Source organism: Luteimonas sp. A501, assembly GCF_054052085.1.
Window position 1 is genome coordinate 182,967 of sequence record NZ_JBSVRI010000001.1, and the last position, 23,184, is coordinate 206,150.

A 23,184-nucleotide genomic window follows, 5' to 3' on the forward strand; every position below is an offset into this window, starting at 1 on the left:
GTTGTCGATGATGTCGGCATGAGCGTGGCGCGTGGTGCCGACGAAGGTAGTCGAATGGTGGTTGAGCAAAGCGTGGGGCGAATCCGGAAGGGCGGCTTTTCGCTGCGCTGGGACGCCCGGCGGGCCGCCGATGCCTATCGCGATGGCTGGTGGATCGACGGCACCCTGGCCGACGACCTGCGCCGGGCCGCCGTGGACACGCCCGGCCGTGTGCTTGTGGTCGATGGCGAGGTGCGGCTCGACGCACGTACGCTGCATGCACAGGCGGTATCCCTCGCGCGGGGCCTGATGGCGCGGATGCCGGCCGGCAGCGTGGTGTCGTTCATGCTGCCCAACTGGAACGAAGCTGCGGTGCTGTACCACGCGATCACCCTGGCGGGAATGGTCGCGCATCCGGTGCTTCCATCGATGCGCGACCACGAACTGCTGTTCCAGCTGCGCGACATCGGCTCGCGCATGGTGCTGATTCCGTCGGAGTTCCGTCGCCACGACTATGCGGCAATGCTCGCACGCGTCGTCGCCCAGCTTGAGTCGCCACCCGCGGTGCACGTGGTGCGTGGCGATCCCGGGCCACATGCGGAGTACGCAGCGCTGTTCGGGGCCGGTATCGACCTGGTGCTGCCAGGGCTGGATCCGGATGCGGTGCGGATGGTGATGTACACCTCGGGCACGAGTGGCCGTGCCAAGGGCGTCCTGCACACCCACAACACGCTGCATGCGCTGATGCGCCAGATCGGGCACCACTGGCACGTGTCGCCAGGCGATGTGTTTCTGGTGCCATCGCCGATCAGCCACATTGGCGGCTCGATATACGCATTCGAAGCGCCGGTGATGCTCGGCACGAGCGCGGTGCTGATGGACCGCTGGGAGCCGCAGGCCGCGCTGGCGCTCGCCGCGCGCGAAGGCTGCACCCACATCTGCGGCGCAACCCCGTTCCTGGAGCAGCTCCTTGCAGCGGCGAAGGCGGAAGGATCGCAGCTGCCGTCGCTCAAACTGTTCGTGTGCGGAGGCGCCTCGGTGCCGCCGTCGCTCGTGCGCAGCGCCGCCGCGCATTTCTCCAGCGCCGCGGTGACGCGCGTATACGGATCGACCGAGGTGCCGGTGACCACGGTCGGCTGTCCTGCGCGGGATGATCTTGATCGTGCGGCCGCGACGGATGGCCGGCCGGGTGTTGCGAACGTGCGCATCGTCTTTTCTGGACAGGCCGCCGATGGCGAAGGCGAGATCCGCGTGCAGGGGCCGCAGATGATGGCGGGCTACCTGCACGCCGAAGACGAGGCGTCCGCGTTCGACAGGGATGGCTTCTACCGGACCGGTGATCTTGGGCGATGGGTGGGCGACGACTGCCTGGTGGTGTCCGGCCGCAGCAAGGACATCATCATCCGCCACGGCGAGAACATCGCACCGAAGGAAATCGAGGACATGCTGCTCGAACATCCGCAGATCGCCGAGATCGCCATCGTCGGGATTCCTGACCTGCGTACCGGCGAGCGCGCCTGCGCGGTGATCGTGCCTGCGAGCGGGAGCGCGGCGCCGGATGTCGAATCGCTGGCTGGATTCCTTGCGGAGCGCGGCGTGGCGAAATTCAAGTTTCCCGAAGAGGTCGTGGCCTGGGCGGCGCTGCCGAAGAACGATGCCGGCAAGATTCTGAAGCATGGGATCCGCAGCACGCTGGCCCAGCGCGCTACCCACACCGGAACGGAGTTGGCATGACGGACACACAGACACCACACATGCAGGTCGCCATCATCACGGGCGCAAGCAGTGGCATTGGGCGCGGCTGCGCACTGAAGCTTACGGGGGCGGGGATGGCGATTATCGGCGTCGGCCGCGATCCGGACCGGCTGCGCGCGCTCGAAGACGAAATCGGCGACCCGTCACGCGTGGCGACGCTCGCGCTGGACGTTACTGAAGACGATGCGCCGCGGCGCATCGTCGAGCTTGCGGTGCAGCACTGGGGCGGCATCGACTTCGTCATCAACAATGCCGGCGCCGGAAGTCCGAAGCCCCTGCACGAGGCGGACGATGCGCACTTCGACTATTTCATCGGACTGATGCTGCGTGCGCCGTTCCGGCTTGCGCGGGATGCGCTGGCACACATGCGCCCCGGTGGCGCGATCATCAATATCAGCTCCACGTTTTCGGTCGTCGGCGGCCTGCGTGGCGGCGCCTACTCGGCCGCCAAGGCCGGCCTGGACGGGCTGACGCGGCACATCGCCTGCCAATACGGCGCATCCGGCATCCGCGCCAACTCCGTGGCGCCTGGCGTCACGGTGACGCCGATGACTGAAGGTCGCCTGGCGGATCCGACGTTCCGGCGCATGAACACGGAAATGACGCCGCATACGCGGCTGGGCACAGTCGAAGACGTCGCGGCCACGGTCGCGTTCCTCTGCTCGCCGGGCGGCAGCTTCATCAATGGCCAGACCATCGTCGTCGACGGCGGCTGGAGTTCGACGAAATACCTGTCCCAATCCGGGCGCACTTCGGTGTGGGTGGAGCCGGAGCCCAGCTGACGCCAGCAGTCGACAGGGGAGTGCCCTGTTGACGCTCCCGGCCATGGCTCGTGCCCGGCCCACGTCGCCCGGGGTTTGGACCCTGTCGCCAAGCATCAAGCTTCCCGTGCGGAAGCTGACGTAGCCTTTGACGTAAGAGGAAGTACCAGTCGCGCGAGGACATGTCGCGCCTCGCGATCGAATCGTTTCGTGATCAAGGGGAGGAACCGTGATCGATACTGAGACCAGGATCCAGCTCGAGCAACTGCTTATCGCGTTCGGATATGCAGTGGACCGCCGTGACTACGACACCATCCGACGGCTCTACCACCCTGGCGCGGTCGACGACCACGGCGGCTACCACGGTGATGTCGAAGGACTGCTGTCGTGGTTCCAGGCGATCCAAGAGGGCGTTTCGAGTTCGGCGCACACTCTCAGCGATCTGATGTTCGCGCGCGACGGCGACGTCGCCGAAAGCCAGGCGCGCGGTACGACGTTCCTGAGCCTGAAGGGCGATGCGCCCCTGAATGTCATGGTTGTGGGCCGGCACTTCGATCGCTATGAGCGGCGAGATGGCGTGTGGAAGTTCATGCAGCGCGCGCTGTGCGTCGATTGGGTCCAGCAGTTCCAGGTCCAGGCTGGCGGCCTGGATCTCGCGGCTGGCGCGGACCTCGGCAGGATGGGCGCCGACGACCCGTTCTACAGCCGCCTGACGCTGTTGCCAAAGGCTTTCGGTAAGTAACCGGCAAGAGCCCGCCCCCGATGCGGGCCAACTCACAAGAACATCAGCGGAGAGTAAACATGAAGTTGCAGCAACGTCGCCGCCTGCGGATGAATCCACTGATGGCGGCCATGATCGCCGCATCATTCGTCGCACCGGCTGTCGCCCAGGAACAGGATGAAGCCAGTAAGGACAAGGATCCGGTGGCTTTGGACGCGATCGTCGTCACCTCCCAGCGCAAAGCCGAGCCAATCACCCAAGTGCCGATGTCGATTTCCGCGTTCTCCGCTAGCGAGATCGACGCAGCCGCGATTACTGATACGCAGAATCTGAGCATGAAGGTGCCGGGTCTCGTCTATTTGGCCAGCGACGGCTTCGCACAGCCGTATATTCGGGGCGTTGGCATGGCCTTTGCCGCCAACGGGCTGGAGACGCCCGTCGCGACATATATCGACGACGTGTACATCCAGCAGCAGACTGGCTCGGTGACCCAGCTCGTGGACCTCGAGCGCGTCGAGGTGCTGAAGGGGCCGCAGGGCACGCTGTATGGACGCAATGCGACCGGCGGCGCCATCGTGGTGAAGACGGCCGATCCCACGGATGTCCTCGAGGGGCGCGTCAAGGTCGGCTACGGCAGCCATGACACGGTCAAGGTTGAGGGCGTCCTCAACGTGCCGCTCTCGCCGACGGTGAGCGCGCGCATCGCGGCGCAGATCGACGAGCGCAACGACGGATACATCACCAACCACCACACCGGAAGCGACCTGGGGCAACACAGCAGGAAAACCGTCAGGGCCAAGCTGGCCTGGCGTCCGTCGGAGGCGACCGAAGTAATTGCAAGCTTCGAATCCTTCCGTGGGGAAGACACCATCAATGCCCACAAGCATGGTGCGCCGACGCTGTGTACGGCCTGCAGCGTCTACGACATCGCGCTGCCGACCGGCTTCTTCGACGTGTCCGTAAACAACGAAACCCCGGCCACCAGCGACGCGGACTTGGGCATCCTGCGGGTGTTCCACGACTTCGGGAACTACGAGTTCTATAGCGTCACGTCCTATCGCGAATATGTCTACCAGGGTTCGTTCGACCAGGACTTCACGCCGGCCAACCTGCTGAACTACAACACGCGCAACGCTTCAGAGACGTTCGAGCAGGAACTCCGGCTCCAGTCCAACCGTACCGGTCCGCTGAACTTCGCGGTGGGCGCGTTCTACGAGCGCGACAGTACGGATGCCCCCGCCACGCTGACGGGCGACTCGTTTGGTGGCCTGAGTCCGGGTTCGGAGCACACCTATTCCGAGCTGGAGGCGATGGCGGTCTTCGGCGAGCTGTATTACCAGTTTAACGACAAATGGAAGCTCACAGCCGGCGGACGTTTCAACAGCGACAAGCGCTCGCTTGAGGTCGTCAACAACGCGGACGGCGCGACTGTCTTCGGCACGTCCGGCTTCCGGGTCGCAGAGACGTTCTCCGAGTTCACGCCGCGCGTCGTACTGGCCTACAACAACGGCAACGTCAATCTCTACGCCAACTACGGCAAGGGCTTCAAGAGCGGCGGGTTCAACTCGACGGTGTTCACTCCGACGGATCCGCTCGAGTCCGAGATCCTAAACGGATTCGAGGTGGGTGGAAAGTTCACGCTGGCCGACCGTCGCGTGCAGTTGAACACGTCGATCTTCCATTACCAGTACGACAACATCCAGGTCACGTTCTACGATCCACTCACGTCGGCGACCTTCCTGCGCAACGCAGCAGACTCGACCATCTACGGCGCCGACCTGGACCTGATGTGGGCCGCCACCGAGCGCCTCACCGTGGGCGCGGGGCTGGCCTATCTCGATGCCACGTTCGACTCGTTCACCAATGGCTCGATCTATGTGCCCGTGAATGGAATCTTCGTTGTCGAGCAGGCCGACCTGAGCGGCAACACGTTGCCCAGCGCGCCCGAGTTCTCCGGCTACCTGAGCCTGAACTATGCGCGCGAACTCGGGAATGGCATGGAGCTGCGGCTCGGTGCGGTGGCCAACCACAGCAGCGAGTACGACTTCCTGCCCGCCGCTGGTGGCCCGCTCGCGCTGGACCGGCAGGAGGCGCTGACCCGCGTCAATGCTACGGCCTCCTACGGTCCCGCGGATGGTCGCTGGGCGGTGACGCTGTGGGCGGAGAACCTGACCGACGAGCGCTACTTCAACAACCGCCTGGCCACCGGATTCGGCGATCAGCTGACCATGGCTGCGCCGCGGATGTACGGCGCCGCGGTTGAATGGCGCTTCTGACCGGTCGAGGGAACAGGAGCTCCCGCAGTCGCGAGAGCTCCCGTATTGGCACATTCCAGGGAAATATCGCCATGACGCACCACGCGCCTGCCCAGGCGGAGTACGACTACGTCATCATCGGAGCGGGATCGGCCGGCTGCGTACTGGCCGAGCGCCTGAGCCAGAGCGGCGAGCATTCGGTACTGCTGGTCGAAGCCGGACCCGAGGATGACGATATGTTCATCCCGATGCCGATGGGGCTGTTCAAGACCTTCCTCAATCCCGAGCGCATCTGGGGCTACGCGATCGAGCCTGACCCCGCCACCGGCAAGCAGCATTTCTGGGTGCGCGGCAAGATGATCGGCGGCTCGAGTTCGATCAATGGCATGCTCTACTTCCGCGGCCAGCCGCAAGACTATGACGGCTGGGAGTCGGACGGCTGCGCGGGTTGGGGCTGGTCGCAGATGCGGCGCGTGTTCCGCACCCTCGAGAACCATGAGTTGGGCGACGACGGCCTGCGTGGCGTTGGCGGACCGCTCGATATCTCGGTGCAGAAGGAGCGTTCGCCACTGACCGAGGCCATCATCCGGGCCGGGCAGGCCTCGGGCCTGGATGCGCGCCAGGACCTCAACCGGGAGGAGCAGGAGGGCATTGGATACAGCACCCGCACGCTCAAGAACGGTCGCCGGGTCAGTGCATCCACCGCCTTCCTGCGCCCCGCGCGCCGACGCGCGAACGTCACAGTGCGGAGCGGTACCTTCGTGAACCGGATCCTGTTCGAGGGCACGCGCGCGGTGGGCATCGCGTGTGCGAAGGATGGGGCCGAGATGACCTACCGCGCGCGGCGCGAGGTGATTCTGTCGGCCGGTGCCCTGCAGTCGCCGGTGATCCTGCAACATTCCGGCGTGGGCCCGCGAAGCCTGCTCGAGCGCTTCGGTATCCCGGTCGTGGCTGACCGCGACAACGTGGGCCGCAACGCCCGGGAGCACAAGATGATCACGATCATCTCTCGGGTGAGGGCGCACAGCCTCAATCGTGAGTTCAGGGGGCTGCGCAAGTACTGGAATGGCCTGCGCTACTTCCTGACCAGTTCCGGTCCGATGACTTCCACCTACGACATCAACGCGTTCGTCCGCAGCAGCGAGGAACTCGATCGGCCCGATGCCCAGCTGACCTTCTGGGCGATTTCTCCGAAGCTGGGCATTCCCACCTACGAACCCGATACCGAACCGGGCCTTGGCTTCATGGGCTATCCGTTGCGATCAGACAGCCAGGGCGTGATCGAGATCAAGTCTGCCGATCCTCGCGACCCGCCATCGATCCAGGCGAACTTCCTCACCACCGAGCACGACCGCAAGGTGATCGTGAACCTGTTCCGCTATGCGCGCCGGCTGCTGGCGCAGACCGCGCTCAAGGATCACATCGTCGAGGAGCTCCATCCAGGACCGGCAGTGCAGACGGACGAAGAGATCATAGCCGCCTGCCATCAGGACGGTACCTGCCTGCACACCGTCGGCACCTGCCGCATGGGCGCGGACAAAGACTCGGTGGTCGATGCCCGCCTGCGCGTTCGTGGCGTGGAGGGACTGCGTGTCGTCGACTGCTCAATCATGCCGACGCAGGTCTCTGGAAACACGAATGGTCCGGTCATGGCGGTCGCGTGGCGCGCGGCCGAGATGATCCTCGAAGACGCACACTGACAGCAGAGACTGGAGAAACCTGATGAGCATCTATTTCGGCGGTATCCGCCAGCTGGGAATGATCGTGCGCGATGCTGAGGCCGCCATGAAGGAATGGGGACGGCTCGGCGTCGGCCCTTGGTTCGTCATGCGCAATTTCGTAGTGGACGACTTCGTCTACCGTGGCAAGCCATCTCCCGCGCCCGAGATCACCATGTGCTTCGCCCATTCCGGGCCGCTGCAGATCGAGATCATCCAGCAGCACAATGACGTTCCCAGCGGCTACCGGGACTTTCTTGAGGCCGGCCGCGAAGGTGCGCAGCACGTCGCGGCCTGGTTCTCCGACCATGCCAGCTATGACACCAAGCGTGCCGAGCTGCTGGCCCAGGGGTTCGAGATCGTGCACGAGGGCGGCGCACGGGTGAACGACGCCCGTTTCGCCTACTTCGCCAGCAAGGAACCCGGTGGCCTGGAATTCGAGATCGCCGAGGCCATCCTTCCACCGCTCGATGAGGGCCGCAAGTTCATGGAGCAGGCGGCGCAGGACTGGGATGGAAAGCAGCTCGTCGCTTCCTGATCAACGCCTGGTCCACGAACAAGAAGAACCACATTGCCGCTGCAAGGCGGATGGAATGAAGACATGAACATCGAGTCCGGCGTACTGATCGACATCTTCCGGCGAATGTCGCTGGCCAAGCAGAGCGACGAGCGCATGCGCGCGTCGATCAAGTCAGGGCGCCTCGCGCTTCCCTATTATTCGGCGCGCGGTCAGGAGTGCATCCCGGCAGCGGTCTCGGCGAATCTGCGGGACGACGACTACGTGTGCACCATTTACCGCGGCATGCACGACGCCTTGTGCAAGGGCGTTCCGGTCAAGCTGTTGTGGGCGGAGTACGCGGGGAAGGTCACCGGCACCTGTAAGGGCAAGGGTGGGCCCATGCACATCACCCATCCTGCCTCGGGCGTCATGGTGACCACCGGCATCGTCGGTTCGTCGCTGCCGATCGCAAATGGCCTGGCGTGGGCGTCGCAGTTGTCCGGCACCGACCAGGTGACGGTCGCCTACTTCGGGGACGGCGCCAGCAATATTGGTGCGTTCCACGAAGCGCTGAACCTGGCGTCGCTATGGAAGCTGCCGGTCGTGTTCGTTTGCCAGAACAACCGCTTTGCCGAGCATACGCGCTACGAAAAGGGGACGGCGGTCGCGCAGGTCGCGCAGCGCGCCCAGGCGTACTCGATGCCGGGGGTAACCTTGAATGGGAACGACCCCGTGGCAGTGTACGAAGCAGCGAGGACGGCGGTGGGGCGTGCTCGTCGTGGTGATGGACCGACACTGATTGAGGCCATGACGTTCCGCCTGTTCGGCCATGTGTTTGGCGACGACGATTCGGTGATGCGGCCGGGAGAGCGCGATCAGGCGCTGCGCGAGGACCCCTATCCGGTCTACCGGCAGTGGCTGGTCGAGCGTGGCCATGCCGATGTGTCGGTGCTCGACCAGATCGAGGCGGCGCATGCGGCCGAGGTCAACGAAGCCTTGAGGTTCGCGATGGAGAGTCCGTATCCGGACATCGCGGAAGTGGGTCGCGACGTGTATGCACAGGAGGTCGTCGCGTGAGCCGCAAGATGACGATGATCCAAGCCATCAACCTCGCTCTTCACGATGCGATGGAGGACGAGGCGCGCGTGCTGGTGCTGGGGGAGGACGTCGCCGATACCGAGGGTGGCGGCGTGATCAAGATCACATCCGGCCTATCGAACAAGTTCGGCGCGCATCGGGTGCGTTCCACGCCGATCGCGGAGCAGGCAATCATCGGCGCCGCGGTGGGCGCGGCGATCCTTGGCTACCGCCCAGTCGCCGAAATCATGCTCATGAACTTCACCATGGTGGCGATGGACATGATCGTCAACCATGCAGCAAAGCTGCGCTTCATGTCGGGCGGGCAGACCAGCGTGCCGCTGACCATCCGCACTATGACCGGTTCGGGAATGGGCAACGGCGGCCAGCACAGCGACTTCCTGGAAGGCTGGTTCGCGCACACAGCGGGCATCAAGGTGGTGGTGCCTTCGAATCCCGCCGATGCCTACGGTCTGCTGCGGGCGTGCATTGACGATCCCGATCCGTGCGTGTTCGTCGAGACTATGCCGATCCTGTGGACGCCAGGGGATGCACCCGAGCCCGGCAGCCGGGTGCTGATCGGGCAGGCGCGCATCGTCCGCGAGGGCCAGGACGCGACGATCATAACCTACGGACGCCAGGTGTTCGACGCGATGGCGACGGCGACGGCGCTTGAGTCTGAGGGCGTGTCGGTAGAGGTCATCGATCTGCGCAGCGTGTCGCCATGGGATCGGGACGCGGTGATCGCCTCGGTGCGCAAGACCGGAGGCGCGGTGGTAGTGCACGAGGCCGTGCGCAACTTTGGACCGGGCGCCGAGATTTCGTCGGTCCTGCACGAGAGCCTATTCGATCATTTGCGTGCACCGGTTGGGCGCGTGGGTGCGAAGTTTTCGCCCGTGCCGTTCTCCAAGCCGCTCGAGACCCATTTTGCCCCCATCGTGTCGGAGATCTCCGACGCCGTACGCCGAGTCGCCCGGCCCGCCTGACGGCTGCGCGGCAACCCCTCTGTAAAGGAAACACGATGGCAACAGAAGTAGTAATGCCCAAGCTGGGCTTCGCGATGACCGAGGGCGTCTTGGCCAACTGGCTGGTGGAGGATGGTGCGACGGTCACCGAAGGCCAGGCGATCTACGAGCTTGAAACGGAGAAGGCGGTGCAGGAAGTGGAGTCGCCTGCGGCCGGGGTGATCCGGATCGAGGCCAAGGCGGGCGAGACCTATCCGGTGGGAGAGCGCCTGGGCGTCGTGCAGTGAGTAATCGGTGGCACCACACCACGGCGGCCGGCATCTTTTTGCTGCTGTCGTTGGGAGTGGCGTTCGCCGGCCGCAGCGACAAAATGCTCGCATCGGTCTCCGCTGTGCAGGTGGAGCAGGGTGCGGTGCTCTACGAGCAGTACTGCGGAGCCTGCCACGGTCGAAACTTGTCGGACGGCGTCCACGCGCCACCGCTCAAGGGCGACGGCTTCCGGATCCACTGGTCGGGGCACACGGCGGCGGAACTGCTGGAGTACACCAGCACCACCATGCCGCCACGCATGGCGTCGATGATCCCTTTGCAGGCTCACGCCGACATTGTGGCCTATCTGCTCGCCGAGAATGGCATCGCCGTTGGCGAACGGTCGCTGCCGGCGGATCTGAATGCACTAGCGACACAGACATTGCCGGACTGGCCGAGATACGCGAGCGGTGGTGGACTCGCGCCAGACATCGCCGTGCCGCCCGCGCCACCCTCGCGCGATGTCTGGGCCGGCTACCGCGACGTCGACGATACCCTGCTCGCCTCGCCGCCGGACGCGGACTGGTTGGACTGGCGGCGAACGCGCGATGCCCATGGCTACAGCCCGTTGCGACAGGTGGACGCTTCGAACGTCAGCCAGTTGCAACTCGCCTGGAGCTGGACCCTGCCGCAAGGCCCCAACGCCGCGACGCCGCTGGTGCATGACGGGGTGATGTTTGTGCACGGCCATGGAGACAAGCTGCAGGCCCTGGACGCCGCCAGCGGCTCGTTGCTCTGGCAGTATGGTCGGCGGCTGCGCGCAGGCGTGGCGGCAAGTCACAAGCGCAGCATCGCCCTGTACGGCGCCCATGTGATCGTGGCGACGTCCGATGGGCAGGTGGCCGCGATCGATGCCCGCAGTGGCACGGTGGCGTGGGAGCGCCTGGTAGGTAGCCCCGATGAGGGCATCCAACTGATCGGCGGTCCCTTGGTGGCGCGTGGGGTGGTGATGATGGGGACGTCCGGGCGTTTGCCCGGGGGCAATTACATTGTCGGGCTGGATGCGCGCAACGGCCATGAGCGATGGCGCTTCGACGTGATCCAGCGCCCAGGTGAGGCGATCGACACTTGGAACGGGATCGCGCTGGAGCAGCGAAATGGCGGCTCCGTGTGGATGCCAGGCAGCTTCGATCCGGTGCGCGGCGTCGCCTACTTCGCTCCGGCCAATACCTACGACACGCAGCCGCTGCTTGCGCGTGTCGACCGGTCCGGGGTGACCAACGAAGGCCTGTACCTCAACTCCACGCTCGCGCTCGATCCACTGACCGGGCGCAAGGTGTGGCACTACCAGCACCAGGCCAACGACCAGTTCGACCTGGACTGGGCCTTCGAACGCCAGACCATGACGCTGGAAGTAGCGGGCAGGCGCGAGGAGGTCGTGCTCACGGCGGGCAAGGCGATGATCTTCGACTTGCTGCGGGCGAGCGATGGCCGCTACCTGGCCTCGTTCGACTTGGGATTGCAGAACGCGGTGGAGGCGATCGATCCGGTGACCGGTGCCAAGCAGGTCGATGCCCGGCTGTTGCCCACGAGCGGCCAGACGCGCACTGTATGCCCGCATGTCAGTGGCGGACGCAGCTGGCTGCCAACCACGTATGCTGCCGACCGCCGCACACTCGTGGTGCCAATCACCGAGGCTTGCATGGACTTGGTGCCGGCAGCGCCGGGCGAGGCCACCATCCTCAGCACCGGCGTGCGATGGACCGTGCGCCCGCGCCCCGGGAGCGATGGTCTGTACGGGCGGCTGCAGGCACTGGATCCGCAAACGGGCGACACGCGCTGGCGCGTGCGCGAACGCGCGCCGTTCACCGCAGGCACGCTGGCGACCGCGGGCGGTCTGGTGTTCGCCGGATCGCTGGATCGCTGGTTCAAGGCCTATGACCTGGGGACAGGCGAGAAGCGCTGGGAGGCGCGGCTCAATGACGTCCCGAGTGCGCCGCCGATCACCTATGCGGTGGACGGCGTGCAGTACGTGGCCGTGGTAGTGGGACCGGGCGGCTATCAATCGATGAGCTACGGCGCGCTCGTTCCCGACATCCGCAATCCGGATGATGCAGGCACGATGTTGTGGGTCTTCGCGCTGCCGTGCGCCAACCGAGGATATCCCGGGCAACAGGCGACCCGATGCAATTGAAGCCCTCATTGTGGCGGGCAGTCTGGCCGCTTCTGCTCCTGATGGGCGCCTGCACGGAACAGGCCGGCGCGCCCGCAGCCATGCCGCAATCGGTGGATGCAGCGATGCGGACGCCGCAGGAGATCTATGCGCAGGCGTGCGCGGCCTGCCACGACAGCGGCGCGGTGCCGCGAGCGCCACATGCCATCGAATTCCAGATGATGGGCCCGGCGCCGATCCTGGCGGCACTCGAATCAGGCGTCATGAAGCAGCAGGGCGACCTGCTGAGTGCGACCGAGCGGTTGCGCCTGGCCGAATTCCTGGGCGGTGCCTCCCTGCCGTCGGGCGAGGGGATGCTGTCGCGTTGCGACGCGGACCATGCATCGCTGGATCTGCAACGTCCACCGATGCTCGATGGCTGGGGCCTGGCCGAAGGCAACACGCGCCACATCCCGGCGGCCGTGGCAGGCCTTGGCGCCGCCGACCTCCCGCGCTTGCGGCTGAAGTGGGCGTTCGGCTACCCCGGCGCCACGCGAGCGCGCTCGCAGCCGGCGGCCGGCGGCGGCGCGCTCTATACCGGCAGCCAGGACGGCATCGTCTACGCCCTAGACCTGGCCACCGGTTGCGTACGCTGGACGTTCAAGGCGGCTGGTGAAGTGCGCAGCAGTCCAGTGCTTGAACCCTGGACGACGGGCGACCTGCAGGCGCGACCGAGGCTGTTCTTCGGCGACTTCCGCGGCAATGCCTATGCGGTGGATGCCTCCACCGGTACGTTGCTATGGACGCGGCGCGTCGGTGACCATCCGCATCTCACCCTGACGGGATCGGTACGCCTGCACGAGGGTCGCCTGTACGTGCCGATGTCGTCCACCGAGTGGGCCGCAGCCGCGGACCCGTCCTACGCCTGTTGCACGTTCCGCGGCGGCGTGGTCGCACTCTCGGCCAACAGCGGCGAGGTGCTCTGGCGCAGCCATGCGATCCCCGACGCAGAGGCCGGATCCTCACGTGCGGTGGGCGCCGGTGCGCCGGTGTGGAATTCGCCCACCATTGACGCCCGGCGCCGCCGCCTGTACGTGGGTACCGGGCAGGCCTACACCGCACCAGCCGCCGCGCAGAGCGATGCCGTGCTCGCCTTTGACCTGGACGATGGCCGTCTGCTGTGGTGGCACCAGACATTGTCCGGCGACGCCTGGAACATGGCCTGCCTGGTCCAGGGACGGGGTCGCAACTGCCCCGCGCAGGAAGGTCCTGATTTCGACATCGGGGCAGCGGTGATACTGCATCGCCTGCCGGACGGCCGTGAACTACTGCTGGCCGGCCAAAAATCCGGCCATGCCATGGCGATCGACCCTGACAACGGCAAATTGCTCTGGAAGCAGCGCTACGGACGTGGCGGCCTCAGCGGAGGCGTGCACTGGGGCATGGCCGCAAACGGCGGCGTGCTCTACGTGCCGATCGCCGACACCACGGTCACCGGCCGCGAAGAGGGCGAAGCCCGTCCGGGATTGAATGCGGTGGACGCGGCCACGGGCCGGCTGCTCTGGCATGCCGCCGCGCCTGAGGCCTGTCATCCCGACGACCGTCCCAGTTGCGATCCGGGCTACTCTGCGCCGGTCACCAGCATTCCCGGTGCCGTATTCGCTCCTTCTTTCGACGGACACCTAAGGGCGTATGCCGCCGAGGATGGTCGATTGCTCTGGGATGAGGATACCAACGCGCCTGTGGTCACGGGTTCTGGCGCGGAGGCCCATGGCGGCTCGATCGAGAGCGTCGGCGCGGTGGTGGTAGACGGCATGGTCGCGGTGCCCTCCGGCTACCTGTTCGGAACCCGCATGCCAGGCAACGTGCTGCTGGTCTACTCCATCGACGGCCAATGACATGGCGCGAGCTGAGTTCGTGGTCCGTCTGATCAACTTGCAGGAACAATGATGAGCACGAGTACCCCCACCGTCGCGTCGTCCGGCATGGATTTCAGCGAGTTCGGCGAGGTCGAGAGGATCGCATTACCACGCGTGCAGCAGTACGCCGCCAAGTTCCTGACGCGCAACTGGACGTCGATCCCGCACGTCACCCATCATGACGAGGCCGACATTGGCGCACTGGAGCAGCTGCGCAAACAGTTGTCGGCGGCGGACGAAGGGACCCGGTACACGCCGCTTCCGTTCCTATTGAAGGCGGCGACGCAGGCGTTGCGGGAGTTCCCGCAGTTCAACGCGTCGTTGGACCAGGACGGGCGGCACCTGGTCTTCAAGCGCTACTTCCACATCGGCTTTGCCGTCGATACGCCGGCTGGCTTGGTGGTGCCGGTGATTCGCGACGTCGATCGCAAGTCCCTGCGCGAACTGGCCGAGGAGTCCGTGGCGCTGTCGCGCCAAGCGCGCGAGAAGGGCTTGTCGGTAGCGCAGATGTCGGGAGGCTGTTTCACCATCAGCTCGCTGGGCTCGATCGGCGGCACCGCGTTCACCCCGATCATCAATGCGCCCGAGCTCGCGATCCTCGGCGTGTCCGCCCACCAGTGGAGGCCATGCCGGCCCGCGGCGGGTGCCGCGGAGTCGATCGACTGGCGCCTGCATCTGCCGCTGTCGCTGAGCTACGACCATCGCGCCATCAACGGCGCCGACGCCGCACGATTCATTAGGTGCCTAGCCAAGTTGCTGGCGCATCCGGAGGCGCTGGTTTAGTCCTTTTGTGTGTGGTGGCCACCCACGAAGACGGCTGCCGGGTGAGCGGCCTCGTGCGCCGTGGTGGGCGAGATTCAGCGCGCCGCTAGAGCCTGGTCTAGCTCGGGCAGACAGACGAACAGATCACCCACCAGCCCGATGTCCGCCACTTCGAAGATCGGCGCGTCCGGATCCTTGTTGATCGCGACGATGGTGCGGGCATCCTTGATGCCGGTGAGGTGCTGGATCGCACCGCTGATGCCCACGGCCACGTACAGCTCCGGGGCGATGATCTTGCCGGTCTGGCCGACCTGCAGGTCGCTGCCGACATAGCCGGCATCGACCGCGGCGCGAGAGGCTCCGACGGCGGCGCCAAGGCGGTCGGCAAGCGACTGGATCAGGGCAAACTTTTCCGCGCTGCCAAGTGCGCGACCGCCCGATACCACACGGTTCGCGCTCTGCAGGTCGGGCCGGTCGCCATTGGCGGCGCTGCGCTGGATGAAACGGGTATGCGCAGGCAGGTCGACATCCAGGGTCACCGTTTCAATCGTGGCCTGGCCGCCGTCGCCCGCCGCTTGGAACGAGGCCAGGCGCACGGTGGCGACCACGATCCCGTCCTGCGGCGCCTCGACGGTGATGATGGCGTTGCCGGCGTAGATCGGGCGGCGGAAGCGCCAGGGCGACTCCACCGCCATGATGTCGCTGAGCTGGCCGACGCCAAGCAGGGCGGCCACGCGCGGCAGCAGGTCCTTGCCGAAGGTGCTTGATGGCGCGAAGACGTGCGTGTATCCGCCAGCGAGTGCGGCAATCTGTGGCGCGAGCGTTGCGGCCAACGGCTCCGCGTTGGCGGGCTTGTTCACGCACAGCACGCGGGAGACTCCGTGCAGCGCTGCGGCCTGTGCCGCAACGGCGGCGCTGTCAGCCGCCAGCACGACGACATCGATCCGTGCGCCATCTATCGCGGCGGCGCAGGTTACGGCCCGCGCAGTGGACGGGTTGAGTCGGCCGCCGGCGTGTTCGGCGACGATCAGCACCGCGGCCATCACAGCACGCCCCTCTGCGTGAGCGCGTCGACGAGTTCAGCGACGTCCTTGACCATCACGCCCTTGGTGCGGACGGCGGGCGGCTCGAACTTCAGCGTGGTGAATCGCGGTGCGACATCGATGCCGAGATCGGCGAGCGCGATGATGTCGAGCGGCTTGCGCTTCGCCTTCATGATGTCGGGCAGCTTCACGAAGCGCGGCTCGTTGAGGCGCAGGTCCGCGGTGATCACCGCCGGCAGGTCGATCTCGAGCGTTTCCAGTCCGGCGTCGACCTCGCGGGTCACGCGCGCAGAGTCACCTGCAAGCTCGACTTTCGAGGCGAACGTCGCCTGCGGGCGCTCCCACAGCGCCGCGAGCATCTGCCCGGCCTGGCCGTTGTCGTCGTCAATGCCCTGTTTGCCGAGCAATACGATGCGTGGGGTTTCGCGTTCCACCAGCTTGAGGAAGACCCGCGCCGCAACAAGCGGTTCGACCGCCGCTTCGGACTGCACGAGGATCGCGCGGTCGGCGCCCATCGCCAGGCCGGTGCGCAACTGTTGCTGGGCGTCTTCCGGGCCGATGCTCGCGACCACGACTTCACTGGCCTCGCCGCGTTCGCGGATGCGAAGCGCTTCTTCGAGTGCGATCTCGTCGAATGGATTGATGCCCATTTTGACGCCCTGCGTGACGACGCCGCTGCCGTCGGGTTTGACGTTGATGCGGACGTTGAAGTCCACCACGCGCTTAAGGCCTACCAGGATCGTGCTCAAAGTAGTCTCTTCATTTGAGTTGTCGGGCTCACTGCGCTTCAGTCCAGGAGTGCGCGCAGGTCGTGTTCGATGATCCGGCGCGCGTCGCCGATGATCTGCGCCATCAGCCCTGCGACGCTGGGGACGTCATGGATCAGCCCCTGCGACTGCCCGGCCCAGACCAGGCCGGCGTCGAGGTTTCCGGTTTCCAGCAACTCGCGCCCGCGCGCACCGCGCACGAGATGGGCGACGTCTTCGAACTTCGCGTCCGCCCTGTCGAGCAGTTGCACCACTTCATCGGACACGCTGTTCTTGCCGACGCGCGCGGTGTTGTGCAGGTTGCGGAAGATCAGGTTGGTGGCACGTTCATCGTTGCCGACCAGGAACTGTTTGACGTTGTCGTGGATCGGTGCTTCCCGGGTGGCACAGAAGCGCGTGCCCATGTTGATGCCTTGGGCACCCAGCGCCAGCGCGGCCACCAGGCCTCGGCCGTCGGCAAACCCACCCGAAGCAATCACCGGGATCTCGAGCTTGTCCACCGCAGCGGGAATCAGCACCAGGCCCGGCACGTCGTCCTCGCCGGGATGGCCGGCGCACTCGAAGCCGTCGATCGATATCACGTCCACGCCCATGCGCTGCGCGGACAGCGCGTGACGCACCGAGGTGCACTTGTGGATCAAGACGATGCCGTTTGCCTTGAAGTGCGCGACGTGCTCCTGCGGCTTGGAGCCGGCGGTCTCGACCACCTTCACTCCGCTGTCGATGATCGCCTGCCGATACTCGGCATAGGGCGGCGGGGTCATCGTCGGCAGGATGGTGAGGTTCACGCCGAACGGCTTGTCGGTCATTCCGCGGCAACGCGCGATTTCCTGCGCCAGCGCTTCGGGCGTCGGCTGCGTCAGCGCGGTGAGGATGCCGAGGCCGCCGGCATTGGACACGGCCGACGCGAGCTCGGCTCGCCCGACCCACTGCATGCCGCCCTGGACGATTGGGTGCTCGATGCCGAGCAGGCGGGTGAACGGTGTGCTGATCGCCATGGTCTCAGAGCGCCTCGATGATGGTGACGTTGGCCAGGCCGCCGCCCTCGCACATCGTCTGCAGGCCATAGCGCTTGCCGCGCGCGCGCAATGCGTGGACGAGGGTGGTCATCAGCTTCGAACCGGTGGCACCGAGCGGATGGCCGAGGGCGATTCCGCCGCCGTTGACGTTGAGGCGATCGGGATCGGCGTCCAGTGCGTCCTGCCAGGCGAGAACCACCGAGGCGAAGGCTTCGTTGACCTCGTACAGATCGATCGCATCCAGCGACAGGCCGCTGCGCTCGAGTGCACGGCGGGTCGCGGGGATGGGCGCTTCGAGCATGATCACCGGATCGCCACCGAGGACGGTCATGTGGTGCACGCGCGCCAGCGGGGTGAGTCCGTGGGTCTTCAGTGCGCGCTCGTTGACCACCAGCAGGCCGGCCGCTCCGTCGCACATCTGGCTGGCGTTGGCGGCGGTGATGATCCCGCCTTCTTCGATCGGCTTGACCGCCGAGATGCCTTCGAAGGAGGCATTGAAGCGGATGCCCTCGTCGGTGATGTGGAGTTCGCCGTCGCTTCCGGAAACGGGAACGATCTCGTCGACGAATGCGTCGGCTTCGACTGCGTTGGCCGCGCGCTGATGGCTGCGCAGGGCGTAGTCATCGAGTTGCCTGCGGCAGAGGCCGTACTTTTCGGCCATCATGCGCGCGCCGGTGAACTGGCTGAATTCCGTCACGCCATGGCGTTGCTGGATGCGGTCGCTCCAGGGCCCACCGAAGCCGGCTTCCGCCGCCAACCGCGTCGGCGCGCCCATCGGTACGCGGGTCATGCTTTCCACCCCGGCCGCGATCACGATGTCCTGGGTGCCGGACATGACCGCTTGCGCTGCGAAATGCAGCGCCTGCTGCGAGGAACCGCATTGGCGGTCGATGGTTACCGCCGGCACGCTGTCGGGCAGATTGGACGCGAGTACCGCGTTGCGCCCGACGTGGAAGCTCTGCTCACCCACCTGGCTGACGCAGCCGAGCACCACGTCATCCACGGCAGCCGGGTCGATGCCGCTCCGGTCGACGAGGGCATTGAGCACCTCGGCCGCAAGATCGGCTGGATGCCATCCGGCGAGCTGGCCCTTGCGGCGACCGCCGGCGGTGCGCAGGGCCTGGACGATATAGGCATCGTGCATGGTGTTGCGGTTCCCTCGTGTCATTTCGCTCCTGAATTCAAGCTAGCACCGCGATTTCACGACGTGCTTGACAGATTGCGACAGCATCCACGCTGCACGCGCCGACAGCAGGACTCGCCGGTTCCCACGGCAGCCCCTTCCGGTCGCGCTGCATCTGCAGGTTGTCGCCAGAGGTCCCGCATCGCGTGTGCCGATATGGCAACGTCGATCCACCATCCGTATCAGTGACTCTCCTGGAAGCCCTCAGGAGCCCGCGCACCGAGTCGCAACTGCCCATGACGATGGCCTGAGAGAGTCAGGATGAACGAACCGACCCCGCTGCAATTCGATCTCGAAGACGGCATCGCCACGCTTGTCCTCGATCGCCCCCATGAAGGCAACGCCTTGACCCCGGCCCTGCTGGTCATGCTGGAAGAGGCCTGGGACCGTATCGAACGTGACAATGCGATCCGCGTGGCCATCATCACCGGCGCGGGCGCGCGGCACTTCTGCACAGGCGCTTCGACATCGGTGCTGCAGGTGGGCGAGGGCACGCTACACAACAGGCCGAACGCGCAGGTGAACCGGTTTTCATCGCGGATGTGCGGTGTGACCAAACCGGTGATCTGCGCAGTGAACGGACTGGTGAATGGTGGCGGCCTGCACTTCGTGGCCGACAGCGACATCGTCATCTCCAGCGCGCATGCGATGTTCATGGATTCACACGTCAGCGTGGGCCAGGTCTCCGGTCTGGAATCGGTCGGCATTGCGCGCCGTGCCGGTCTTGGCGCGGCCCTGCTGATGGGACTTGTCGGGCGCAGCTACCGCATGCCGGCCGAGCGGGCACATCAACTCGGCATGGTCGACCTGCTTGAGCCGGGACCTGCAGAAACGCTGGCGCGTGCGCGCGAACTGGCGCGGGCCATCGCCACCAATTCGCCCCAGGCCCTGGCGCTGACCAAGCGCGCGATCTGGGCGTCCACCGAACTGTCCGACCCGGCCGCGCATGACCATGGCTGGGAGCTGCTGAAGTCGCACTGGTCGCACCCGGACTTCGAGGAGGGGCCGAAGGCCTTCGCCGAGAAGCGCGCGCCACGCTGGAACCCGGACCCGAACGCACGCCGCTGAGCGTGCCCGCATCCGGCGGCCGGGCGGCGTCGCCGATACCGGACAGCTGCAACTTTTTACCGGCGCGGCTCTTTCGGCATGCCCAGCACCCGCTCGGCGATGATGTTGCGCTGGATCTCCGCGGCGCCGCCGGCAATGGTTTCGGAGAAGGCATGCATATAGCCGTAGCCCCAGCCGTGGCCCCCGACGACCTGCGGCGCGTCGATGCCGTAAAGCTCGATGGCCGCCGTGCTCACCCGCTGCGTGAATTCGGCGAAGCCAAGACGGATCATCGAACCGCTGGCGTCCGGCACGCCGTGCTCGGAATCAAGTGCGAAGCGATAGGTCGAGGCCAGGATTGCCTGGCCCTCCGCACGCAGCTGCGCCAGGGTGGCGCGCATCACCGGGCGGCTATCCGGGCAGTCGGCCAGCAGGTCGTCCACGTGCGAGACCGTTTCGATCAACAGCGCCAGCGTTGCCGTGCCGCGCTCGAAGCTGAGCGTCGACATGGCCGTGGCCCAGCCGTTGTCCAGCCCGCCAACGATGTTTGAAAGCGGCACGCGCACGTTGTCGTAGAACACCTCGCAGAAGCTCTGCGTGCCGGCCATGGTCCGGATCGGACGCACGGTGATGCCGGGTACGTCCATGGGTACGATCACCCACGACAGCGCGGCGGAGTTCTTCGCTTCGGGATCAGTGCGGACCAGCATTTCCTGCCAGTCGGCGATATCGGCGTAGCTCGACCAGATCTTCTGGCCGTCGATGACCAGTTCATCACCCTCGATGCGCCCGCGGGTACGCACGTTGCCGAGGTCGGATCCGGCACCCGGCTCGGAGAAGCCCTGGCACCAGATCACTTCGCCGCCGAGGATCTTGGGCAGGTGGAAGGCTTTCTGCTCCGGCGAACCACAGGCGATCAGCGTCGGTCCGGCATGGTTGAGGCCCACGAAGCCGGCGCCCAATGGTGATGGCGCACGTGCCCGCGCACATTCCTCGAACCAGATGATCTGTTCGTGGATCGACAGGCCCTGTCCACCGGCTTCCGTCGGCCACGACAGTCCGGCCCAGCCGCCTTCGGCCTGGGTGCGCTGCCAGGCAAGCACGTACGCGCGCGCGGCCAGGCCATCGTGTGGTGCGGGGTCACAAGGCACATGGGCCTCGAGCCAGGCGCGTGCGCGCATGCGGAAGGGGTTGTGATCGTTGCTCATGTGGTGGCGTCCGGCCATGCGTGGGCGGCGGCCGCGCGCGCTTGCGCGCCGCTGCCGCCGAGTTCCCCTGCCAGCGCCCGCAGCCGGTAGGTCCAGAGGTGGAGCGGGTATTCCAGGGTCAGCCCCATTGCCCCGCTGAACTGGTGCAGGTCATAGGTGGTCTGGGCAATGCGCGCCTGTGCGAAAGCCGCGGCCTGCGCCGCGTCGCCTTCGTCGTCCGACCAAGCGGCGCGCAGCGCCAGCCAGCGACATGACTCCGTGGTTTCACAGGCCATCGCGAGCCGGTGCTGGATCGCCTGGAACGAACCCAGCGGCCGCCCGAAGGCCTTGCGATCCTTCACGTGCTCGACGATCAGCGCCAGCGCGCCGGCCATGCAGCCAGCGGCCTCGGCCGCGATCGCGATGCGCCAGCGTCGACGCAGCGCGGCGACGTCGGTGATCTTCCAGCTGCGCAGGCCGTCGATCGAATCGAGGCGGCCATAGGGATAGGCGAAGAGGCTGTCGACCGGCTGCACGCGTGCCGGATCGACCTCGATCGCCAGTGCATGCGTGCCGAGGTCGGCGACGAGCACGCGGGCCCTGGTCAGGAAACGCGCTGGCCGCGTCGGGTCGCCGCTCACCAGTGCCAGCGGACGCAGCCCCCGGGGCAGGCCGATCGCGGGCGCGACCAGCGCCGTGTGCGCGGCTTCGACGATGTGCTGTGAGCGCGCGAGCCGTTCGCAAAGCAGGGCGGCATCGAGCGGTCCGAAACCATCTTCGCGCGCAATGTCGAGAAAGCCCGAATCGGCCAGCGCGGCATCAAGCGTGTCGCTGTAGGGCGCGATGACCGGCTCGGTATGCGCCTGCAGCGGCAGGCCCTCGAGCAGGCGCTCGACCTCGCCGATGACGGCGGCCTGGTCGTCACTCGGTTCGAAGTTCATCGCGGGCCGCGCTCCGAGGGAAGATCGAGCCAGCGGCGTGCGATCAGGTTGAGCTGGATTTCCGCCGCGCCGGAGGCAACGCCGGCGGCGATCGCGCGCTGGTGGTGGGCGACTTGCACGGGGTCGTCGCCGAGCAGTCCTTCGGGAAGGATCTCGGTGAGGAAGTCATTGACGCCGTTGTCGGCCAGCACCACCGCCCAGCGCGCGATCGCGCCATAGGCGTCGGCGGCAAGGCCTCGTGCCTTGCCATCCACGATGCGGTAGACCAACAGCCGCGCGGCTTCGCACAGCATCAGCGCGCGCCCGGCCTTTTCCTGCACCGACGGGTCCTGCCAGCGGCTATCCGCCTTCAGTCGTGCCACCGCGCGGTCGAGCATGCGTCGCGAGAACTCGTAGCGGGCGATGCCGACGCGCTCGTTCTGCAGCGCGTAGCTGATGATCTCCCAGGCCTGGCCTTCTTCGCCGAGGCGCTCTTCGGCCGGCACGAACACGTCGTCGAAAAACACCTCATGGATGTCGCCTTCGCCGATCAGGGCGGGAATCTGCTTGACCTGGATGCCTGGCGCGCGCATGTCGGTGAGCAGGATCACGATGCCGGCCTTGCCCTCGGCGCCACCCTCGGCGGCGGGCACGCGCGCCAGCAGGAAGCAGGTGTCGGCATGGCCGGCATAGGAGGTCCAGATCTTCGCGCCGCTGACGCGGTAGCCACCGTCAACAGGCACTGCCCGGGTGCGCAGCGCGGCGAGGTCGGAGCCGGCGGAAGGTTCGGAAAAACCTTGGCACCAGATCGCCTGGCCGCTGCGGATGGGTGGCAGGTACTTGTCCTGCTGCACCGGCGTGCCGAAGCGCATGAGTACCGGACCGATCCAGTTGACGTTCATGTACTGCGGCCCGCGCGGCTCGCCCGCGGCCCACATCTCTTCGCCCAGGATGAACTGCTGCCAGACGTCCGCGTCCTCGCCACCAAACCCGCGGGGCCAGTGCGGCACCAGCAGGCCTTCGCCGTCCAGCACCGGACAGAACGTGCGCGAATAGTCCGTCTGTTCGTCGCTGCCGGGGCCGTGCATCGAAATCCGCTCCCAGTCGGGTGGAAGCAGGCGCTGCAGCACGCCGCGAACGCGCATGCGATGCGCTTGTTCCCCGGTCGACCATCCGAACTCCACGTGCCCCGTTCTCCCGTGCCGC

At 66.3% G+C, this 23,184-nt stretch carries 20 protein-coding genes; 13 read left to right on the forward strand and 7 right to left on the reverse strand.

Annotated features, from left to right (window positions below; genetic code table 11):
• The first annotated feature begins 18 nt into the window (after positions 1–18).
• The 12 genes from ACW7G5_RS00830 (at position 19) to ACW7G5_RS00885 (ending at position 14,833) form a co-directional block, all read left to right on the forward strand.
• Entirely contained in the window at positions 19–1,713 is a 1,695-nt protein-coding gene (locus tag ACW7G5_RS00830; RefSeq protein WP_457000991.1) for an AMP-binding protein, read from the forward strand.
• 20 nt (positions 1,714–1,733) lie between these two features.
• On the forward strand, positions 1,734–2,516 hold the full coding sequence (locus tag ACW7G5_RS00835; protein WP_457000993.1) for an SDR family NAD(P)-dependent oxidoreductase: 783 nt from the start codon (positions 1,734–1,736) through the stop codon (positions 2,514–2,516).
• Positions 2,517–2,724: 208 nt separating this feature from the next.
• The gene (locus ACW7G5_RS00840) at positions 2,725–3,237 is read left to right on the forward strand and encodes a nuclear transport factor 2 family protein (RefSeq protein ID WP_457000994.1); all 513 of its coding nucleotides are present in this window, start codon (positions 2,725–2,727) and stop codon (positions 3,235–3,237) included.
• 59 nt (positions 3,238–3,296) lie between these two features.
• Positions 3,297–5,492: a TonB-dependent receptor gene (locus ACW7G5_RS00845; RefSeq protein ID WP_457000996.1), complete on the forward strand. Its 2,196-nt coding sequence runs from the start codon at positions 3,297–3,299 to the stop codon at positions 5,490–5,492.
• A 71-nt stretch (positions 5,493–5,563) separates the two neighbouring features.
• Positions 5,564–7,171 (forward strand): GMC family oxidoreductase, encoded by a 1,608-nt coding sequence (locus ACW7G5_RS00850; RefSeq protein ID WP_457000998.1) that lies wholly within the window; start codon positions 5,564–5,566, stop codon positions 7,169–7,171.
• A 22-nt stretch (positions 7,172–7,193) separates the two neighbouring features.
• Positions 7,194–7,727: a VOC family protein gene (locus ACW7G5_RS00855; RefSeq protein WP_457001000.1), complete on the forward strand. Its 534-nt coding sequence runs from the start codon at positions 7,194–7,196 to the stop codon at positions 7,725–7,727.
• Between the two features lie 63 nt (positions 7,728–7,790).
• On the forward strand, positions 7,791–8,765 hold the full coding sequence (locus tag ACW7G5_RS00860; RefSeq protein WP_457001001.1) for a thiamine pyrophosphate-dependent dehydrogenase E1 component subunit alpha: 975 nt from the start codon (positions 7,791–7,793) through the stop codon (positions 8,763–8,765).
• Positions 8,762–9,751: an alpha-ketoacid dehydrogenase subunit beta gene (locus tag ACW7G5_RS00865; protein WP_457001003.1), complete on the forward strand. Its 990-nt coding sequence runs from the start codon at positions 8,762–8,764 to the stop codon at positions 9,749–9,751. Before ACW7G5_RS00860 ends, ACW7G5_RS00865 begins: the two co-directional genes overlap by 4 nt.
• Positions 9,752–9,804: 53 nt before the next feature.
• The gene (locus ACW7G5_RS00870) at positions 9,805–10,017 is read left to right on the forward strand and encodes a lipoyl domain-containing protein (protein WP_457001005.1); all 213 of its coding nucleotides are present in this window, start codon (positions 9,805–9,807) and stop codon (positions 10,015–10,017) included.
• Positions 10,014–12,173 carry an outer membrane protein assembly factor BamB family protein gene (locus ACW7G5_RS00875; protein ID WP_457001007.1) on the forward strand — a complete coding sequence of 720 codons (2,160 nt, stop codon included), beginning with the start codon at positions 10,014–10,016 and terminating at the stop codon, positions 12,171–12,173. Before ACW7G5_RS00870 ends, ACW7G5_RS00875 begins: the two co-directional genes overlap by 4 nt.
• Positions 12,174–12,277: 104 nt before the next feature.
• Positions 12,278–14,029, forward strand: coding sequence for an outer membrane protein assembly factor BamB family protein (locus tag ACW7G5_RS00880; RefSeq protein ID WP_457001009.1), 1,752 nt, complete (start codon positions 12,278–12,280; stop codon positions 14,027–14,029).
• A 51-nt stretch (positions 14,030–14,080) separates the two neighbouring features.
• On the forward strand, positions 14,081–14,833 hold the full coding sequence (locus ACW7G5_RS00885; RefSeq protein WP_457001011.1) for a 2-oxo acid dehydrogenase subunit E2: 753 nt from the start codon (positions 14,081–14,083) through the stop codon (positions 14,831–14,833).
• 74 nt (positions 14,834–14,907) lie between these two features.
• Here the strand turns inward: ACW7G5_RS00885 and ACW7G5_RS00890 are convergent, their stop codons facing one another.
• From ACW7G5_RS00890 to ACW7G5_RS00905, 4 genes are read right to left on the reverse strand one after another with little or no spacing between them, the layout of a single operon-like run.
• The gene (locus tag ACW7G5_RS00890) at positions 14,908–15,855 is read right to left on the reverse strand and encodes an electron transfer flavoprotein subunit alpha/FixB family protein (RefSeq protein WP_457001012.1); all 948 of its coding nucleotides are present in this window, start codon (positions 15,853–15,855) and stop codon (positions 14,908–14,910) included.
• Positions 15,855–16,595: an electron transfer flavoprotein subunit beta/FixA family protein gene (locus ACW7G5_RS00895; protein ID WP_457002794.1), complete on the reverse strand. Its 741-nt coding sequence runs from the start codon at positions 16,593–16,595 to the stop codon at positions 15,855–15,857. Before ACW7G5_RS00895 ends, ACW7G5_RS00890 begins: the two co-directional genes overlap by 1 nt.
• 47 nt (positions 16,596–16,642) lie before the next feature.
• Entirely contained in the window at positions 16,643–17,620 is a 978-nt protein-coding gene (locus ACW7G5_RS00900) for an NAD(P)H-dependent flavin oxidoreductase (RefSeq protein WP_457001014.1), read from the reverse strand.
• A gap of 4 nt (positions 17,621–17,624) precedes the next feature.
• Complete coding sequence (locus ACW7G5_RS00905; protein ID WP_457001015.1) at positions 17,625–18,809, reverse strand: acetyl-CoA C-acetyltransferase; 1,185 nt, start codon at positions 18,807–18,809, stop codon at positions 17,625–17,627.
• Between the two features lie 276 nt (positions 18,810–19,085).
• On the opposite strand from ACW7G5_RS00905, the gene ACW7G5_RS00910 reads away from it, so the two are divergent.
• Entirely contained in the window at positions 19,086–19,892 is an 807-nt protein-coding gene (locus tag ACW7G5_RS00910) for an enoyl-CoA hydratase/isomerase family protein (RefSeq protein ID WP_457001017.1), read from the forward strand.
• Between the two features lie 56 nt (positions 19,893–19,948).
• On the opposite strand, the gene ACW7G5_RS00915 is transcribed toward ACW7G5_RS00910, so the two are convergent.
• From ACW7G5_RS00915 to ACW7G5_RS00925, 3 genes are read right to left on the reverse strand one after another with little or no spacing between them, the layout of a single operon-like run.
• Positions 19,949–21,079, reverse strand: coding sequence for an acyl-CoA dehydrogenase family protein (locus ACW7G5_RS00915; RefSeq protein ID WP_457001019.1), 1,131 nt, complete (start codon positions 21,077–21,079; stop codon positions 19,949–19,951).
• Positions 21,076–21,999: an acyl-CoA dehydrogenase family protein gene (locus ACW7G5_RS00920; protein ID WP_457001021.1), complete on the reverse strand. Its 924-nt coding sequence runs from the start codon at positions 21,997–21,999 to the stop codon at positions 21,076–21,078. Before ACW7G5_RS00920 ends, ACW7G5_RS00915 begins: the two co-directional genes overlap by 4 nt.
• The gene (locus ACW7G5_RS00925) at positions 21,996–23,123 is read right to left on the reverse strand and encodes an acyl-CoA dehydrogenase family protein (protein WP_457001023.1); all 1,128 of its coding nucleotides are present in this window, start codon (positions 23,121–23,123) and stop codon (positions 21,996–21,998) included. The genes ACW7G5_RS00920 and ACW7G5_RS00925 overlap by 4 nt, the downstream gene beginning before the upstream one ends.
• Positions 23,124–23,184: the final 61 nt, after the last annotated feature.

Excerpts from the sequence above, each read along its gene's own strand:
- ACW7G5_RS00830 (WP_457000991.1), top strand. The coding sequence starts at position 19 with ATGAGCGTGGCGCGTGGTGCCGACGAAGGTAGTCGAATGGTGGTTGAG.
- ACW7G5_RS00835 (WP_457000993.1), top strand. The coding sequence starts at position 1,734 with ATGCAGGTCGCCATCATCACGGGCGCAAGCAGTGGCATTGGGCGCGGC.
- ACW7G5_RS00845 (WP_457000996.1), top strand. The coding sequence starts at position 3,297 with ATGAAGTTGCAGCAACGTCGCCGCCTGCGGATGAATCCACTGATGGCG.
- ACW7G5_RS00850 (WP_457000998.1), top strand. The coding sequence starts at position 5,564 with ATGACGCACCACGCGCCTGCCCAGGCGGAGTACGACTACGTCATCATC.
- ACW7G5_RS00855 (WP_457001000.1), top strand. The coding sequence starts at position 7,194 with ATGAGCATCTATTTCGGCGGTATCCGCCAGCTGGGAATGATCGTGCGC.
- ACW7G5_RS00860 (WP_457001001.1), top strand. The coding sequence starts at position 7,791 with ATGAACATCGAGTCCGGCGTACTGATCGACATCTTCCGGCGAATGTCG.
- ACW7G5_RS00870 (WP_457001005.1), top strand. The coding sequence starts at position 9,805 with ATGCCCAAGCTGGGCTTCGCGATGACCGAGGGCGTCTTGGCCAACTGG.
- ACW7G5_RS00880 (WP_457001009.1), top strand. The coding sequence starts at position 12,278 with ATGCGGACGCCGCAGGAGATCTATGCGCAGGCGTGCGCGGCCTGCCAC.
- ACW7G5_RS00885 (WP_457001011.1), top strand. The coding sequence starts at position 14,081 with ATGAGCACGAGTACCCCCACCGTCGCGTCGTCCGGCATGGATTTCAGC.
- ACW7G5_RS00890 (WP_457001012.1), bottom strand. The coding sequence starts at position 15,855 with ATGGCCGCGGTGCTGATCGTCGCCGAACACGCCGGCGGCCGACTCAAC.
- ACW7G5_RS00900 (WP_457001014.1), bottom strand. The coding sequence starts at position 17,620 with ATGGCGATCAGCACACCGTTCACCCGCCTGCTCGGCATCGAGCACCCA.
- ACW7G5_RS00905 (WP_457001015.1), bottom strand. The coding sequence starts at position 18,809 with ATGACACGAGGGAACCGCAACACCATGCACGATGCCTATATCGTCCAG.
- ACW7G5_RS00910 (WP_457001017.1), top strand. The coding sequence starts at position 19,086 with ATGAACGAACCGACCCCGCTGCAATTCGATCTCGAAGACGGCATCGCC.
- ACW7G5_RS00915 (WP_457001019.1), bottom strand. The coding sequence starts at position 21,079 with ATGAGCAACGATCACAACCCCTTCCGCATGCGCGCACGCGCCTGGCTC.
- ACW7G5_RS00920 (WP_457001021.1), bottom strand. The coding sequence starts at position 21,999 with ATGAACTTCGAACCGAGTGACGACCAGGCCGCCGTCATCGGCGAGGTC.
- ACW7G5_RS00925 (WP_457001023.1), bottom strand. The coding sequence starts at position 23,123 with ATGCGCGTTCGCGGCGTGCTGCAGCGCCTGCTTCCACCCGACTGGGAG.